Annotated in this window: 11 protein-coding genes; 9 read left to right on the top strand and 2 right to left on the bottom strand. The window is 54.0% G+C overall.

All coding sequences use genetic code 11. The features are described from left to right. Positions 1 to 270, top strand: a 270-nt coding sequence (locus tag SMB34_RS16090) for a TRAP transporter large permease subunit (RefSeq protein WP_156962690.1), incomplete at its 5' end; no start/stop codon positions are given. A gap of 144 nt (positions 271 to 414) precedes the next feature. Beyond that, positions 415 to 1,998: a gamma-glutamyltransferase family protein gene (locus SMB34_RS16085; protein ID WP_037991636.1), complete on the top strand. Its 1,584-nt coding sequence runs from the start codon at positions 415 to 417 to the stop codon at positions 1,996 to 1,998. Positions 1,999 to 2,056: 58 nt separating this feature from the next. On the opposite strand, the gene SMB34_RS16080 is transcribed toward SMB34_RS16085, so the two are convergent. After that, positions 2,057 to 3,091, bottom strand: coding sequence for an aldose epimerase family protein (locus tag SMB34_RS16080; protein WP_037991566.1), 1,035 nt, complete (start codon positions 3,089 to 3,091; stop codon positions 2,057 to 2,059). A gap of 163 nt (positions 3,092 to 3,254) precedes the next feature. On the opposite strand from SMB34_RS16080, the gene SMB34_RS16075 reads away from it, so the two are divergent. From SMB34_RS16075 to yjfF, 4 genes are all read left to right on the top strand, one after another. Continuing rightward, positions 3,255 to 4,205 (top strand): ABC transporter substrate-binding protein, encoded by a 951-nt coding sequence (locus SMB34_RS16075; protein WP_037991565.1) that lies wholly within the window; start codon positions 3,255 to 3,257, stop codon positions 4,203 to 4,205. A 138-nt stretch (positions 4,206 to 4,343) separates the two neighbouring features. Further along, positions 4,344 to 5,849: a sugar ABC transporter ATP-binding protein gene (locus tag SMB34_RS16070; RefSeq protein ID WP_037991635.1), complete on the top strand. Its 1,506-nt coding sequence runs from the start codon at positions 4,344 to 4,346 to the stop codon at positions 5,847 to 5,849. 41 nt (positions 5,850 to 5,890) lie between these two features. After that, complete coding sequence (locus SMB34_RS16065) at positions 5,891 to 6,919, top strand: ABC transporter permease (RefSeq protein ID WP_051682342.1); 1,029 nt, start codon at positions 5,891 to 5,893, stop codon at positions 6,917 to 6,919. After that, positions 6,909 to 7,886 (top strand): galactofuranose ABC transporter, permease protein YjfF, encoded by a 978-nt coding sequence (yjfF, locus tag SMB34_RS16060; RefSeq protein WP_037991563.1) that lies wholly within the window; start codon positions 6,909 to 6,911, stop codon positions 7,884 to 7,886. Before SMB34_RS16065 ends, yjfF begins: the two co-directional genes overlap by 11 nt. A 435-nt stretch (positions 7,887 to 8,321) precedes the next feature. Here the strand turns inward: yjfF and SMB34_RS16055 are convergent, their stop codons facing one another. Continuing rightward, the gene (locus SMB34_RS16055) at positions 8,322 to 9,071 is read right to left on the bottom strand and encodes a FadR/GntR family transcriptional regulator (protein ID WP_082822678.1); all 750 of its coding nucleotides are present in this window, start codon (positions 9,069 to 9,071) and stop codon (positions 8,322 to 8,324) included. 600 nt (positions 9,072 to 9,671) lie between these two features. Here SMB34_RS16055 and SMB34_RS16045 point away from each other — a divergent pair. The 3 genes from SMB34_RS16045 (at position 9,672) to SMB34_RS16035 (ending at position 15,391) form a co-directional block, all read left to right on the top strand. Then, positions 9,672 to 10,445, top strand: a complete 774-nt coding sequence (locus tag SMB34_RS16045; protein ID WP_037991550.1) for an SDR family NAD(P)-dependent oxidoreductase — start codon at positions 9,672 to 9,674, stop codon at positions 10,443 to 10,445. Positions 10,446 to 10,511: 66 nt separating this feature from the next. Then, on the top strand, positions 10,512 to 11,501 hold the full coding sequence (gene araD1 / locus SMB34_RS16040; protein WP_037991549.1) for an AraD1 family protein: 990 nt from the start codon (positions 10,512 to 10,514) through the stop codon (positions 11,499 to 11,501). 320 nt (positions 11,502 to 11,821) lie between these two features. Further along, complete coding sequence (locus SMB34_RS16035) at positions 11,822 to 15,391, top strand: YobI family P-loop NTPase (RefSeq protein WP_205618057.1); 3,570 nt, start codon at positions 11,822 to 11,824, stop codon at positions 15,389 to 15,391. The last annotated feature ends 35 nt before the right edge of the window (positions 15,392 to 15,426 follow it).

The raw sequence follows: 15,426 nt of genomic DNA, 5'->3' as shown, positions 1-15,426 counted from the left end.
CTACCGATGTTTTTACCGGTGTTTATCAATAGCGGCATCGACATGGCGTGGCTTGCGATCCTTGTGGCGATGAACCTGCAGACCAGCTTCCTGACGCCGCCTTTTGGCTGGGCACTGTTCTTCCTTAAGGGTGTCGCGCCAAAATCGGTGTCGACCATGGATATCTATCGCGGGGTTATTCCGTTTATCGGTATTCAGGCACTGGCCCTTGTGCTGCTGTTCATCTTCCCGGAACTGACAAGCTGGCTGCCCGATCTTATCGGCTGGTAGCAACCCCGCAAAATATCAGGCGATTTGTCCACGATGTGAAAATCGCCTGATACATCCCCGAAATTCAAGATAGATTTCAGATCATAACAGGGCATGCCGGATACGCGGCATGCCGAAGTTTTTGCGCCATCAGGAGGCCCCGAAATGCTCAGAACCAGAACAAGCCTTGGCGGGATGGTCACCGCCCCGCATCATCTGGCCGCCCAGGCCGGGCGCGATGTGCTGCGCGACGGCGGCAACGCGGTCGAGGCGATGATTGCGGCGGCGGCCACGATTGCGGTTGTCTATCCGCATATGAATGCGATTGGCGGTGACGGGTTCTGGCTGATTGCCGAACCGGGCAAGGACCCGGTGGCGATCCGGGCATGTGGCGGGGCGGCAGGCTTGGCAAGCCCGGAATTTTACCGTGACCTTGGTCATGACAAAATCCCGGCGCGCGGGCCGCTGGCGGCATTGACCGTGGGTGGGGCGATTGGTGGCTGGATGGAGGCGGCAAAAATCGCAAGGAAACTGGGCGGTACATTGCCCATCGCGCGCCTTGTCGCCGATGCGGTGCATCATGCGCGGGCCGGTGTGCCGATCACGAAATCGCAGCATGAACTGACGCGTGACAAGCTGCCGGAACTTCGCGATGCGCCGGGTTATGTTGCGACCTATGCCGCGAATGGCGTGCCCGAAATCGGCGATGTGTTGAAGCAGCCGGCTCTTGGCGAAACGCTGGAGCGGCTTGGTGCCGTCGGGCTTGATGATTTTTACCGTGGCGATATCGCGCGCGCCAATGCCAAGGGGCTTGAGGCGGCGGGAAGTCCGCTTCGGCTCCCGGATTTCGAGGGCTATCACGCCAAAACCATGACGCCGCTCTCGGTGAAGCTATCAAGCGGCACCGTTTTCAATATGGTACCACCGACGCAAGGGGCCGCGTCGCTGATGATCCTTGGCTTGTTTGACCGGCTGGGGGTGAAAGCGGGCGAGGGATTTGATCATATCCACGGCGTGATCGAGGCAACCAAACGCGCCTTTATCAAACGCGATGCCCATATCGGCGATCCGGACCGGATGGATATTGATCCGATGGCGCTTCTGAGCGATGCGATGCTCGATGCCGAGGCGGCAAAGATCGATATGAAAACCGCGCTGCCCTGGCCGCATATCGCCAAGCCGGGCGATACGATCTGGATGGGGGCGACGGATAAAAACGGCACGGTCGTCAGCTACATCCAAAGCATTTTCTGGGAATTCGGATCGGGCGTTGTGGTGCCCGAAACCGGGGTCCTGTGGCAGAACCGCGGGGCAAGCTTTACGCTGCATGACGGTCCCAACCAGCTCGGTCCAGGCCGGTTACCGTTCCATACGCTCAACCCGGCGATGGCGCGGCTGAACAATGGCGATGTGTTGACTTACGGCACCATGGGGGGCGAGGGACAGCCGCAAACCCAGGCGGCGGTGTTTACCCGCAATGTCCTGTTCGGGCAGGATTTGCAGGCGGCCATCACCGCACCGCGCTGGCTGCTTGGCCGGACATGGGGCGCGGAAACCACGACCCTTAAACTCGAAAACCGGTTTGACCCGGCCCTGATCACGCAGCTTGAAAAAGCCGGTCATGCGGTTGAGGTTATCGGTGATTTCGAAGACATGATGGGCCATGCTGGCGGCATTTTGATGCGCGCCAATGGGGTTATGGAAGGGGCCACCGATCCGCGGGCGGATGGGGTGGTTGCGGCGCTTTGAGTTTGTTGTACATGTGTTTGAATGGCGAAAAGGCCCCGCAATTGCGGGGCTTATGCTGTCAGGAAAACTCCCACTCGATCACATGCCGGTAAGTCTCGCCGGGTTTCAACCACGGGCTTGGGAAGTCCGGGCGGTTGGGGCTGTCGGGGAAGGTTTGGGGTTCGAGCGCGATGCCGCCTGATTTGTGAAGGCTTTTGCCGTCCGGCGTTTTCATGGCATTGGTGAAATGCTGGGAGAGGTAGAATTGCAATCCGGCCTCGGTTGAGAACAGTTTCATCGTCCGGCCGCTGTCGGGATCGGACAGGGTGGCGATGGGGCGCAGGGTGCCGCGTGTGCCATTGAGGCAGAAATTGTGATCAAAGCCCTGATCGGCATTCAGGAGGTTCTGCGCGATTACGGCGGGGTTTCGGAAATCATAGCCGGTTCCGGCAAGGTCGCAGCGACCGGGAAGGGGGATCAGGCGGTCGTCAATCGGAAGATAGGCATCGGCATCGATTTCAAGGATATGCAGGGCCGCGCATTTATCAAATCGGCCCGTCAGGTTCCAATAGGCGTGGCTGGTCATGTTGACCGGGCAGGTCTGATCGCAGGTCGCCTTGATTTCAAGGCGCAGGCGATTTTCAGCGACAATTGAATAGGTTGCGGTCGCCGCGAAATTCCCCGGATAGCCTTGATCCCCGTCCGGGCTTTCGAGGTGAAAGGCGATTTCGTGATCGGTGTTTTGTACGACCGACCAGTCGTGCCGGTCAAAGCCGGTAACGCCACCATGCAGGTGCGTCGGGCCTTCGTTGGCGGCCAGTGTCACCCGGTCACCATTCGGGGCGATATAGGCCGAATTGGCAATGCGGTTGGCATAGCGCCCGCACACCGCACCGATATAGCTGTCATGGGTGGCATAGGCATCATCATCGGGCAGGCCGACAGCGATATTGGTTTCCGTGCCGTCGTCATTTCTCAGCCAAAGCGCCCGGATGCGCGCCCCAAAGGGGGAGAGCAGGATTCGCATTTTTGCGGTCCTGATTTGCAGGGTTCCGGCCGGGGCCGGATGTATCGGGATTGCGGTCGGGTTTTTGGACATGTCGCCTCGTTTCATCTGGAAGTCCCTGTTTTATTTTGACTTTGCGGGTTTTTGGGCCGCTGTCAACCGCGCTTTATACGCGAAAGTGGGGAGGCGCATTTAGGCCGTTGAGTTCCTTCAAATCATATTGTATTACTATATGGCTTTTAGCAATAAAACAGCCTTTAGGGAGGAAATAATGAAAAGTCTCAAGCAGCTTGCGGTGTCGACGGCAGCCCTTGGTGTTGCACTTGGTCTGTCCTTTGCGGCACAGGCCGAAATGATGATCGGCTTCTCGCAGATCGGGTCGGAAAGCGGCTGGCGCACGTCCGAGACGGCATCGATCAAGGCCGAAGCGGAAAAGCGCGGCATTGATCTGAAATTCTCGGATGCGCAGCAGAAACAGGAAAACCAGATCAAGGCAGTCCGTTCCTTCATCGCCCAGGGCGTTGATGGCATTCTGCTGGCACCGGTTGTTGAAACCGGCTGGGATCAGGTGCTTCAGGAAGCCAAGGATGCCGGTATTCCCGTCGTTCTGGTTGACCGTGGTGTTGCCGCCGATGAAAGCCTGTATCTGACCAAGGTTGCATCTGACTTCGTGGTCGAAGGTGCGCTTGCCGCCGCATGGCTGGCAGCGGAAACCAATGGCGTCTGCGATGTGGTCGAGCTTCAGGGCACCGTTGGCTCGTCGGCTGCCAATGACCGCAAGGAAGGTTTTGAGTCCGTTGTCGGCAATTTCCCGGGGATCAATATCATCCGGTCCCAGTCGGGCGATTTCACCCGTTCGGGCGGCAAGGAAGTCATGGAAAGCTTCCTGAAAGCCGAAGATGGCGGCAAGAACATCTGTGCGGTTTATGCCCATAACGATGACATGGCGCTGGGTGCGGTTCAGGCGATCAAGGAAGCCGGTCTTGACCCGGCCGAAGATATCCTGATCGTATCAATCGATGCGGTTCCCGATATTTTCAAGGCGATGGCCGATGGCGACACCAACGCCACCATCGAGCTGAACCCGCATCTTGGCGCACCTTCCTTTGATGCGATTGCCGCTGCCAAAGAAGGCAAGGAAGTACCGAAATGGATCAAGGCCAATGGTCCGCTTTATCTGCCTGATACCGCTGCCGAAGAATACAAAATGCGCAGCAAGTAAGGCCGTTATCCGCAACCGTGCGCCTTACCGTGCGGTTGGGGTGACGCAACTGGCGTGATGTCTGAACGCATCCTTGTCGATGGCAAGGGTGCGTTCGGCCACATCCGGCCAGCGAACATAAAGGGAGAGGGGCTATCCATGTCTGAGAAGACGCAATCCGTGCTGTCAGTACGCGGGGCGGGAAAGTTTTTTCCCGGCGTCAAAGCCTTGCAGGATGTCGATTTCGATTTGCGATCCGGTGAAATTCACGCGCTTCTGGGTGAAAACGGTGCCGGGAAATCGACGCTGATCAAGGTGATTACCGGGGTTCATCCGCGCGATGCCGGAACCGTCCTGCTTGACGGGCAGGAAATCCATCCAAATCATCCGGGCGATGCACAGGCGCTTGGCATTTCGACGGTCTATCAGGAAGTGAACCTGGTTCCCACGCTGTCGGTTGCCGAAAACCTGATGCTGGAACGCCAGACATTGAAATTCGGGTTTATTTCATGGAAGAAAACCGAAAGTGATGCCAAGACAGCCCTTGAAACGCTGGGGCTTGATATTGATGTCAACCGGCCGCTTGGGTCCTATTCGGTGGCGATCCAGCAATTGGTTGCGATTGCACGTGCGGTTGCACTGGATGCGCGGGTTCTGATCCTTGACGAACCAACCGCAAGCCTTGATGCCGAGGAAATCCGCACCCTGTTTCGCATCATGGGCGAATTGCGTGCCAAGGGGCTTGGCATTGTGTTTGTCACCCATTTCCTGGATCAGGTTTACGCGATCACGGACCGCATCACGGTCCTGCGCAACGGGCGGCTTGTCGGGACGTTTGTGACCAAGGAACTGGCGCAGATTGACCTGATCAATCACATGCTGGGCCGGGAACTGGCCGAGGTCAGTTCGCACCGCCATCAGGATGAAAGCAATTTCACCGGCAAGGGCCGCCAGATCCAGATCAAGAATCTGGGCAAGAAGCGCGTGCTGGAGCCAGTGACGCTTGACCTTTCGGGCGGCGAGATTGTTGGTCTGGCCGGGCTTCTGGGGTCAGGCAGGACGGAGCTTTCGGAGCTTATCTTCGGGGCGAAAAAGGCCGATAGCGGCCTTGTGTTCCTTGACGGGGAGCCGGTGATGCTGCGCTCCCCGCGCCATGCCATCCGGTCGGGTTTCGGGCTTTGCCCCGAGGACCGCAAACAGGATGGCATTGTTGCCGAGCTTAGCGTGCGCGAAAACATCATGCTGGCGCTTCAGGGGCGGCGCGGCTGGCTGCGCCCGATTGCACGCGCCGAGCAGCAGAAAACCGCCGATGAGATGATCAGGGCGCTGGGGATTGCCACACCCGATAGCGAAAAGCCGGTCGGGCAACTGAGCGGTGGCAATCAGCAGAAGGTCATTCTGGCGCGGTGGCTGGTGTCCAAGCCGATTTTCCTTATTCTTGACGAGCCGACACGCGGCATTGATGTGGGCGCGCATGCCGATATCATCAAGCTGATCAAGGAGCTTTGTGACGAGGGGCTGGCCCTGCTGGTGGCGTCAAGCGAGCTTGAGGAAATCGTTGCCTTTGCCGACCGGGTGGCGGTGATGCGCGACCGCCAAAAGGTTTCCGAACTGACGGGTGCCGAAATCACGCAGGACAGGATCATCGAGGCGATTGCACGATGACCAGCTTGCAGGACAAAAAGAAATTACGGGAAAGCAGCACCATGTCTGCATCTTCTTTGCTGAGCCGGCAGTGGTTTGGCCCGGTGGCGGCCCTTGTGCTGATCATTCTGGGTATCGGGATCATATCGCCGGACTTTTTTGATATTCGCATTGTTGACGGGCATCTTTACGGGTCGCTTGTTGATGTGGTGCATCGCGGCGCGTCAACAGCCCTTGTGGCGGTCGGCATGGCGGTGGTCATCGGCACGCGGGGCATTGATCTTTCGGTCGGTTCGGTGATTGCGATTTCAGCCGCCGTCATGGCGGTCCTGATCCGTGATACCGATCTGCATCCCGCCGTCATCATCCTGGCAGCCCTTGGCGCCGGGGTGCTGTGTGGACTGTGGAACGGGATGCTGGTGGCCTATCTTGATATCCAGCCGATCATCGCGACCCTGATCCTGATGGTGGCCGGGCGCGGGATCGCGCAGATGATCACCGATGGCCAGATCGTGACCTTCCACGGGGCGTTTTTCGAAGGGATCGGCAGCGGGTATCTGCTGGGTATTCCGTGGCGGGTGATCATTGCCGCGGTGGTGATCGGGGCCCTTTACGCCGTGATGCGCAAAACCGCCCTTGGCCTGTTTGTTGAATCGGTTGGCGGCAATGCGCGCGCCAGTCGGCTTGCGGGCATTGATGCGCGCGGGATCAAGCTTCTGGCTTATGCGATTTCGGGGCTGTGTGCGGCTTTTGCCGGGATCATTATTGCCGCCGATATCCGGGGGGCGGATGCCAACAATGCCGGGCTGTGGCTTGAACTGGATGCCATTCTGGCGGTTGTTATTGGCGGTGCGTCGCTGATGGGCGGGCGGTTCTTTATCGGCATGACGGTGATCGGGGTTCTGATCATTCAGTCGCTGACCACGGGCATTCTGTTATCCGGTCTGCCGTCGCAATATACCCTGATCGTCAAGGCGGCGGTGGTGATGGTGGTTCTGCTGGTGCAGGCACCGAAATCACGCGAACTGGCGGGCAAGGCGTGGGAAAAGATCGGCAGCCGGAAGGTGCGGGGGAATTCCGATGAAAATTAATGAACGTTATTACCCGCTGCTTGCCACTTTGGCGGTGCTGGCCCTGCTTTACGGTTACGGGATTGCCGAACATCGGGCGTTTTCAGATACTTATGTTCTGGGTGCGCTTCTGACCGATAATGCGTTTCTGATCATTACTGCGGTCGGCATGACATTCGTCATCCTGTCGGGCGGGATTGATCTTTCGGTCGGCTCGATGATTGCCTTTGTCGGCGTCCTGATGGCCGAACTGGTGACCGGGTTTGGCATGCATCCGCTGGTCGCGGTGGTGATTTCGATTGCGGTTGGCACGCTTTTCGGGGCCTTCATGGGGGTGATTATCGCCAAGTTCGATATTCAGCCCTTTATCATCACCCTGGCGGGGATGTTTTTCCTGCGCGGGATGTGCTTTTTGATCAACCTTGATTCCGTGCCGATTGATCATCCGTTTGTCGCCGATTTCAGCGGATTTAAAATCCCGCTGCCTGGTCGTGGCTGGATCAGTGCGGCGGCGCTTTTGATGTTATTGACGGTGATTGCCGGGGTGGTGATTGCGCATTACACCCGGTTCGGGCGCAATGTCTATGCGATTGGCGGGGACCGTCAGTCGGCTGAATTGCTGGGAATTCCGGTGCAGGGCACGATCATCCGGGTTTATACTTTGTCGGGCTTTTTCAGTGCCTTGGCCGGTGTTGTTTTCGCGTTTTATACCGCGTCGGCCTATCCGTTGGCAGCCGTCGGGGTGGAGCTTGACGCGATTGCGGCGGTGGTGATTGGCGGAACGCTTCTGACTGGGGGCATGGGCTTTGTGGTGGGCACGTTCTTTGGCGGGATCATCATGGGGGTGATCCAGACCCTGATCGCGTTTGACGGGTCGCTCAATAGCTGGTGGACCAAGATCATGATCGGGGCGCTTCTGTTTGGCTTTATCGTGCTGCAACGCCTGATTACACGGTCATTTTCGGGGATGCGGGCCGGAGCGGGGTGAGCCGGATTTAGCCTTTTCGGGTGGGGGAATTCGGGCCGGGGCGGTGTTGCTGCTTCGGCCCGAATTGTTTTCAGGGGCGTTTATTCCGGCGGTCAGAATGCGGGTTTTGGGGCCGGTTTTTTATGAAGTTATTTTTCATAATTAATCCGATTTTTCAATTTTGGTGAATAATGGATCGGTGAGGGGCGTGTCGGGGATCGCGCGCGGACATTCCGGGCACGAAAAATCGGCTTTTATTTGTATGAGGAATACAGGTTTTGGCCGTCATGAGACGAAAAACGGCTTTTTATTTGTATGAGGAATACAAAAGGGGCCGTCCCGATGACAGCCCCGTTTTTGTCTTTTGCCGCTGTTTGAGGGCGATGACATCGCCGGGCCCGTAAAGCGGGTATCAAAGCGGTATCACAGACCGGTCAAAGCAGTATCAAAGCAGTATCACAGACCAATCACGTCCCAGTCATGTTCGCTTTTCATGCCGAGCTGCTGGCGGAGTTGCAGCATGGTGCGGCTGAGCAGGTTGCGCATGGCTTCGCGGGCGTCGCCGGGTTCGCGGTGCGCGATGGCGCGGTAGACCGCGAAATGGTCGGGCAGGGATTTGACATGGGCCTTTGGACCGCCCGAAGACAGGCGGAACGAGCCGATCAGGGCGGTTTCAATCAGCATGCCGAACGATTTCATGAAATCATTGCCCGACGCATCCAAAATCGCCTGATGGAAAATCAGGTCGGTGATATAGACGGCCTCGGTCCCGAGTTCGGCATTTTCCATGCCGGTATAGGCGGCCTCGATGGTGGCGAGCTGTTCCTCGGTCGCGCGTTCGGCGGCCATGGCGGCGGTGTTGGGCTCGATAATCATGCGGGTTTCAAACAGGCCATACAGAAACGCCGGATCGGGATCGGGGAAATGCCAGGACAGAACATCGGGATCAAGCAGGTTCCAGCTTTTGCGCGGTTTGACGCGCGTACCGGTTTTCGGCCGGCTTTCGATCAGCCCCTTGGCCGAGAGGATCTTGATCGCCTCGCGCAATGCCGTGCGCGAGACATCGAGCGATTCACTCAAGGCTGCCTCGGTCGGGAGGACATCGCCCGGTGCCAGCTTGCCCGAGACGATCCGGGTTCCCAGATCATGGGCAACGATGCTGTGCAGGCTGCGCCTTGCATAGGTTCTTGACATGGACGATGGCATTCAAATTCCTCCGGTGCGGTCTTTTGATATCTGCGGACGGCGGTGGCTGGATCGGTGACCGCACTCTGACATTATTCATATAATATGAATTTATTTTAAGGGCAACTTCTGCGCGCCCGATAATGCCTTGTGCTGCAACGCATATAATTATTTCGGTGCGGTTTTCAGGGGGCTGTTTGCACCACATCAGAGGTGTCATTTTTATAGACCACTTATCACCAAACAAGAAGCAATCAGTTGAGTGTTGTATCAGGCCTGATTTTGCCGGTTTGCGGCTTGACAGCAAGCGACATCCTGATAATTAATGTTATTGTATGAAGAATAAAAGAACAAGACTGTCAGGAGGAAGCGGCCCATCGCGCGGGACCGGGTATCGTAAACGGGTATCATAATCCGGCCCGAAAGAGGTGCGATTGTGGATTTTCGCATGCATCCATGCGGTGATCATCCCATGCGATGCCCCATCAAGTATCCCGTACAGTATTTTGGGCGGGGTGCATCCTGCCAGTTTAACCCTGATCCCGATCATGGCGTGCCGGACGGACCGGTACCCGGAGGGGATCGGCACACAAAGACCAGATGACGGGAGAGCCGACGATCATGTCCGATCGCATGCCAACGAACTATACCAGCCTTGCCGATAAATCGGTTTTCATTACCGGCGGTGCCACGGGCATTGGCGAGGCGCTTGTCACCGCCTTTGTCGAGCAGGGGGCGAAAGTCGCCTTTGTCGATATTGCCGAGGAAGCAGGCCACGCGCTTGTTGAAAAGCTGGGCAAGGATGCCAAGAACAAGCCGCTTTTCATCACATGCGACATTACCGATATCAAGGCGCTTCAGGATGCGGTGGCAACGGCGGCCAAGGCCAACGGCCCGGTCACGGCACTTTTGAATAATGCCGCCAATGATACCCGCCATAAATGGCAGGACGTGACGCCGGAATATTGGGATGAACGCCAGGCGATCAATATCCGCCCGTCGTTTTTTGCCATTCAGGCGGTCGCCCCGATGATGCAGAAGGCCGGTGGTGGTGCCATTGTCAATTTCGGGTCGGTAAGCTGGATGATGGGGCAGGGCGGCATGCCGGGCTATACCACGGCAAAGGCCGCAACCCATGGGCTCACGCGCGGCATGGCGCGTGACCTTGGCAAGGATGGCATCCGGGTCAATACGCTCGTGCCCGGCTGGGTCATGACGCAGCGCCAGCTTGACCTTTGGGTTGATGAAGCCGCCGAGCGCGAGATTGACGAGCGCCAGTGCCTTAAAAACAGGGTGATGCCGCAGGATATCGCACGCATGGCGCTTTTCCTGACCTCGGATGAAAGCCGCATGGTCACGGCACAGAACTTTATCGTTGATGGCGGCTGGGTCTGATCGCGGTCTGATTGACCGGAAAATACCCCCGATTTTACGAACAGAGACATTATCAGGACAGATTTCATGAGACTGGTTCAATACAAGGATACCGCCGGCGCGCAGCATGTGGCCGTGGTCGAGGATGCCAAAACCCTGATCCCGCTTAAGGCGGTTGCCTCCACGCGGGAGCTTGCCAGCATCGCGATTTCGCAAGGGGTGACGATGATCGAGGCGGCAAAGGCCCGCATGGGCGACACCAACGTTGATTATGACGAGGTCGCCAAATCCGGCCGTCTGTTGCCGCCGATCACCCATGCCGATCCGGCGCATTTCCTTGTCACCGGAACGGGGTTGACCCACCTTGGCTCAGCCTCCGCCCGGGCGAACATGCACAAGGCCGATAACAAGGCGGCGGACGAAACAGATTCCATGAAGATGTTTCGCATGGGGGTTGAGGGCGGCAAGCCGAAAGCGGGCGAGACGGGCGTGCAGCCGGAATGGTTTTACAAGGGCGATGGCTCGGTCGTGGCCAATCCGGGGGCGGATATCCCAAGCCCGTCCTTTGCCCTTGATGGCAGCGAAGAACCCGAAATTGCCGCGATTTACGTGATTGACCCCGAAGGCAATCCGGTGCGCATCGGCTTTGCGATTGGCAACGAGTTTTCCGACCATGTGATGGAACGCCAGAATTACCTTTATCTGGCGCATTCGAAATTGCGTGCGTGTGCGATGGGGCCGGAACTGCTTCTGGGCGATCTGCCAAGCCATGTTGAAGGCACGTCACGGCTTTATCGCGATGGCAAGGTGATCTGGGAAAAACCGTTCCTGAGTGGCGAGGACAATATGTCTCACTCTCTTGCCAATCTTGAATATCATCACTTCAAATATGATCTGTTCTGCCGCCCGGGCGATGTGCATGCGCATTTCTTTGGCACGGCAACGCTTAGCTTTGCCGATGGCATCAAAACGCAGGATGGCGACGAGTTCGAGATCGAGGCCGCCCCGTTTGGCCGCGCATTGCGCAACCGTTTGAAAACGCAGGCGGAACGCAAGGTGACGATCAGGTCGATCTGATTGATCGGATCGGTCTGACGCCAAGGGATATCAGGGTTTTACCAAGGGGCCGGAATAAAAGCCCCGTCTCCCTCCAGAGCACTTCGTGCCCCGGCTCATGTTATTGGGCCGGGGTTTTGTTTTTGTTGGATGTTTTTTAGGAGTTCAATCCTAGCCAATTTAGTTGTTTTTGGTTTTTGCGGGAATAAGGACTGAATATTTTTCTGTATAAGTTGTGTTCGCTGTTTGAGGTAGCAAGCATGAATGCTACTAAATAAGAACAAACTAAACTTCATCAGGGCTTGTAGTGGGTTATGCCAGAAAAACTCTCCAAATTTTGGATGTATGTAGTCAGTTGGTTCAGGGGTTATGTTCAAGATAATTCTGATTATGTTGATCTTGCACCCACAGACAAAGCCGATCCTGACGGAATTTATTCTGACGCTCTGTTTCATGCGACCAAGAACCCGAATGTGTATAATATTGCTCTTACCGGGCCTTATGGTTCGGGAAAAAGCAGCATCATAAAGACCTTTCTCAAACGATATAAAAAATATTGGTTCTTCAAAAAGCCAGTGTTGCAAATCTCTCTGGCCGCCTTTTTGCCGGAAGCGGCTGCACCTGATGGAGAAGTGACCAAGCAGGAGATCGAGCGAAGTATCTTGCAGCAGATGCTTTACGGGGCAGATGCGAATAGTCTCCCGCTATCAAGATTCAAGCGCATTCGGTCGCCAAAGTGGTGGTCTTGGTTTGTATGGCCGTTTGCTATTGTTGGAATGCTTGCGTGCTGGAAGTTAATAGATCAGCGAGCCGCGATCTTGGATCTTTCGTTTTTTCAGCCACTAGATGAAACCAACTGGTTCAACCTAAGTTGCTTTACCTTGGGGATGGTATTCGTTTGGGTGGTATTGCATCAGATATATGTCAAGAGCCTCGGTATTTCTTTAAGGAGCATTTCGCTCAAGGATATCGAGATAAAGCCTCATGCCACCGAGCAAGAGTCCATTCTCAATCGTCATCTGGATGAGATCATATATTTCTTCCAGTCCACGGACTATGATTTGGTTGTGATCGAAGATTTGGATCGCTTCAATAATTCCGATATTTTTGTGACCTTGCGTGAGATCAACAGTCTCATCAACGCCAATGCAGGTGTCAGAAGGCAGATACGTTTTCTCTACGCGCTCAGGGATAACATGTTTGTGAACACGGATCGGACCAAGTTCTTCGAGTTCATTATTCCCGTAATACCGATCATTAACAGCTCTAATTCAATCGACAAAATCATTGAACAAGAAAAACGCTTGTCTCTTCCCAAGCGACTTGATCGCCAGTTCTTAAGGGAGGTGTCGCGCTATCTCAATGACTTGCGGCTCATTCAGAACATCTTCAATGAATATGCAATCTACCTCAAAAATCTGGATAAGAATAAGGAGAATCTCCTCGATCCGAATAAGCTCCTTGCCGTCCTGATTTATAAGAACGTGCTGCCAAGCGATTTCGAAGAGCTGCACCGGGAAAAAGGGAATCTTGCTAGGATACTTCGTGTGCATGGAGAGTTGATCACCAAAGCGGAAGATCGCTGCAAGTCTCAAATATTGGAATTGGAGCAACGGATTATCGACGCTGAGCGGCAGGTGCCATGTGATTTGGAAGAACTCCGTAAGATTTACGCTATAACTTTGATAACCAAAATTCCGAGCGGTTACCCATTGATTAGCATCAATGGGCAATGGGTCGATCCGATGCAGTCGCTTTGGAAGCGCGAGGGGTTTGACCAACTCTTTGAAGAGCGGCAAGCTACGTGTCGCTCACATCAAGGCTCTCAGAGGAACTTAGACATCAATGCCTTGGAAAAAGAGGTAAATGCAGGCAAGACCTACAAAGAACGCAAAAAAGAGATTGAGGACAGGTCTGACGCATTCAGAGATAGTGCATTGAAAAGGATCAAGGAGCTAAAAGGCGAAAGTTCGAGCCTCCGAATGAAGAAATTCAATGAAATCATTCGAGCCAATACAGAAGGAGAAGAGGAACTATTTAAGGTCTTTGATGAAAACAAGGAACTAATTAAGTTTTTGGTTTTTGAAGGATTCTTGGATGATACCTATTATCAATATACATCTCTTTTCCACTCCGGTCGCCTCTCGCCTAACGACAACAAGTTTCTGATACAAATCCGGGCCTTCAACAATCCTGAGCCAGATTTTCAGATCGACAATCCGAAGGAAGTCATTGCGGCGATGCGCGAAGACGACTTTCGGCGGCATTTCGTTCTAAATGCAATTCTTGTTGATTGCATGCTGAGCAATCCAATTCAATACGACCCGCAGATTACGGATTTAGTGGAGTTCCTTTCTTCAAGTTTTGATGAATGTAGCGCCTTTTTCGAAACCTATTACGAGAGAGGAAAGTGTGTCGCTGAGCTGACGTCCGAATTGCTTGAAAAATGGCCCGGTTTTGTGTCTGCCGTGCTTGAAAGCTCGGATAGCTTCACTCACGTTGCAAGGCTTATAGCTCATCTACCCGAAAAACATCTCAAATCGCTGAATCAAAAAGACGACCAAATATCGGAGTTCCTCTCGACGAATTTGTCCGAGGTTCTGGCACTGGGAATTGATTTTGATCCTAAGCGTCTCAAAATGCTTCCTTTCGAAACGCAAGATTTAAAGACTATCCAGCCATACCCTGCAATAGCTAGACTATTGACCGATGAAGGGCTGTACAAAGTTTCCATCCCAAACATCGAGTTTATTTTTCGAGATGTATTGAGTTTGCCCTCTTTGGATAAATTGCAAACCAAGCACTACTCGACTGTTTTAAAAAGCGGCAACACTGTCCTGATCAACAAAGTTGAAGATGACTTTGAACACTATCTAAAGAGTATTCTTCTAGCTATTGAGAATAATACGGAAGAGGATGTTGCAACGATCATCAAAGTGCTTAAGCATGAGGAGATTGAAGGCGAACATCTTGAGACTTTCCTCGAAAAGCAATCGGCAAAATTACTCTCGCTTGATGACATTCCGCTGCGGTTTCATAAACCGATATTCAGGTTGCAAAAAATCGAAGCATCATGGGAAAACTGCCTCACGTTTGTCACCAGCGAAGCTTTTGATGCAGAAAGTCTTACGGCCTTCCTTCAGAAAGGGGAGACCCAAGCCGAGCTTTCTTCAGTCACCATCAGTCAAGATCAATCCTCATTGCCGTTGAGACGATTCTTGATCAACAATAACGAATTGGAAGAGGGCATATACAGAACGTATGTCCGAACAATTCCTATGCGATTTACGCAATTCCCTGACAATATCGATCCGAAAAAATGGCTCATACTCATTGAAGAGGGAAAAATCGTCTTTTCGGAGGCGACCTTTTCCCGTTTATCAGATTACCCAGATTATCAGGTGTCATTCATTGCGAGAAATATTGATCGCTACTTTGTGAGCGGGGGGAAATTCTCACTTGATGATAGCTTCCGTGAGAAGCTGTTGAATTCCAACATCACAGATAATCAAAAGCTGAAAATCATCAATGATATGGACTTAACGTTGATTGCGAGTTTGCCGTCGCGCGCATCTGTTATCGGGAAACTGTTTCATCGTACCAACGCCGATATTAGCCATTTGACAGCAGAGGCTGCTCAAGCTGTGATCATCAATACAAAACCGGTTTCTGCCCAAGTCTCGCTCTTCAATAAATGTCACAAGATTCTATCTGCCGATCAAATCAGGCAGACCCTAAAGCAAATGCCGGAACCCTTTCCGGAATTCAAACCGGGATGGCGTCAACCAACAATACCTAAAACGGAGTCTAATGTTGAATTGGTGAAATGGTTGGATAAGCGCAAAATAATTTCTTCATGGAAAGAAACATACTTTGGAAATGATATCCGCGTGTACAATTTTAGAAGTTGAAATGCGACCGAAACTTAAGGGAGCTCGTTATTTCT

The sequence above is a fragment of the Thalassospira permensis NBRC 106175 genome, from assembly GCF_000714555.1.
GTDB classification, from domain to species: Bacteria; Pseudomonadota; Alphaproteobacteria; order Rhodospirillales; family Thalassospiraceae; genus Thalassospira; species Thalassospira xiamenensis.
Note: the sequence above shows the minus strand (reverse complement) of the source record. Positions and strands in the feature narration are given on the sequence as shown.

Excerpts from the sequence above, each read along its gene's own strand:
- SMB34_RS16080 (WP_037991566.1), bottom strand. The coding sequence starts at position 3,091 with ATGAAACGAGGCGACATGTCCAAAAACCCGACCGCAATCCCGATACAT.
- SMB34_RS16055 (WP_082822678.1), bottom strand. The coding sequence starts at position 9,071 with ATGCCATCGTCCATGTCAAGAACCTATGCAAGGCGCAGCCTGCACAGC.
- SMB34_RS16075 (WP_037991565.1), top strand. The coding sequence starts at position 3,255 with ATGAAAAGTCTCAAGCAGCTTGCGGTGTCGACGGCAGCCCTTGGTGTT.
- SMB34_RS16045 (WP_037991550.1), top strand. The coding sequence starts at position 9,672 with ATGTCCGATCGCATGCCAACGAACTATACCAGCCTTGCCGATAAATCG.
- SMB34_RS16035 (WP_205618057.1), top strand. The coding sequence starts at position 11,822 with ATGTATGTAGTCAGTTGGTTCAGGGGTTATGTTCAAGATAATTCTGAT.
- araD1 (WP_037991549.1), top strand. The coding sequence starts at position 10,512 with ATGAGACTGGTTCAATACAAGGATACCGCCGGCGCGCAGCATGTGGCC.
- SMB34_RS16085 (WP_037991636.1), top strand. The coding sequence starts at position 415 with ATGCTCAGAACCAGAACAAGCCTTGGCGGGATGGTCACCGCCCCGCAT.
- yjfF (WP_037991563.1), top strand. The coding sequence starts at position 6,909 with ATGAAAATTAATGAACGTTATTACCCGCTGCTTGCCACTTTGGCGGTG.
- SMB34_RS16070 (WP_037991635.1), top strand. The coding sequence starts at position 4,344 with ATGTCTGAGAAGACGCAATCCGTGCTGTCAGTACGCGGGGCGGGAAAG.
- SMB34_RS16065 (WP_051682342.1), top strand. The coding sequence starts at position 5,891 with ATGTCTGCATCTTCTTTGCTGAGCCGGCAGTGGTTTGGCCCGGTGGCG.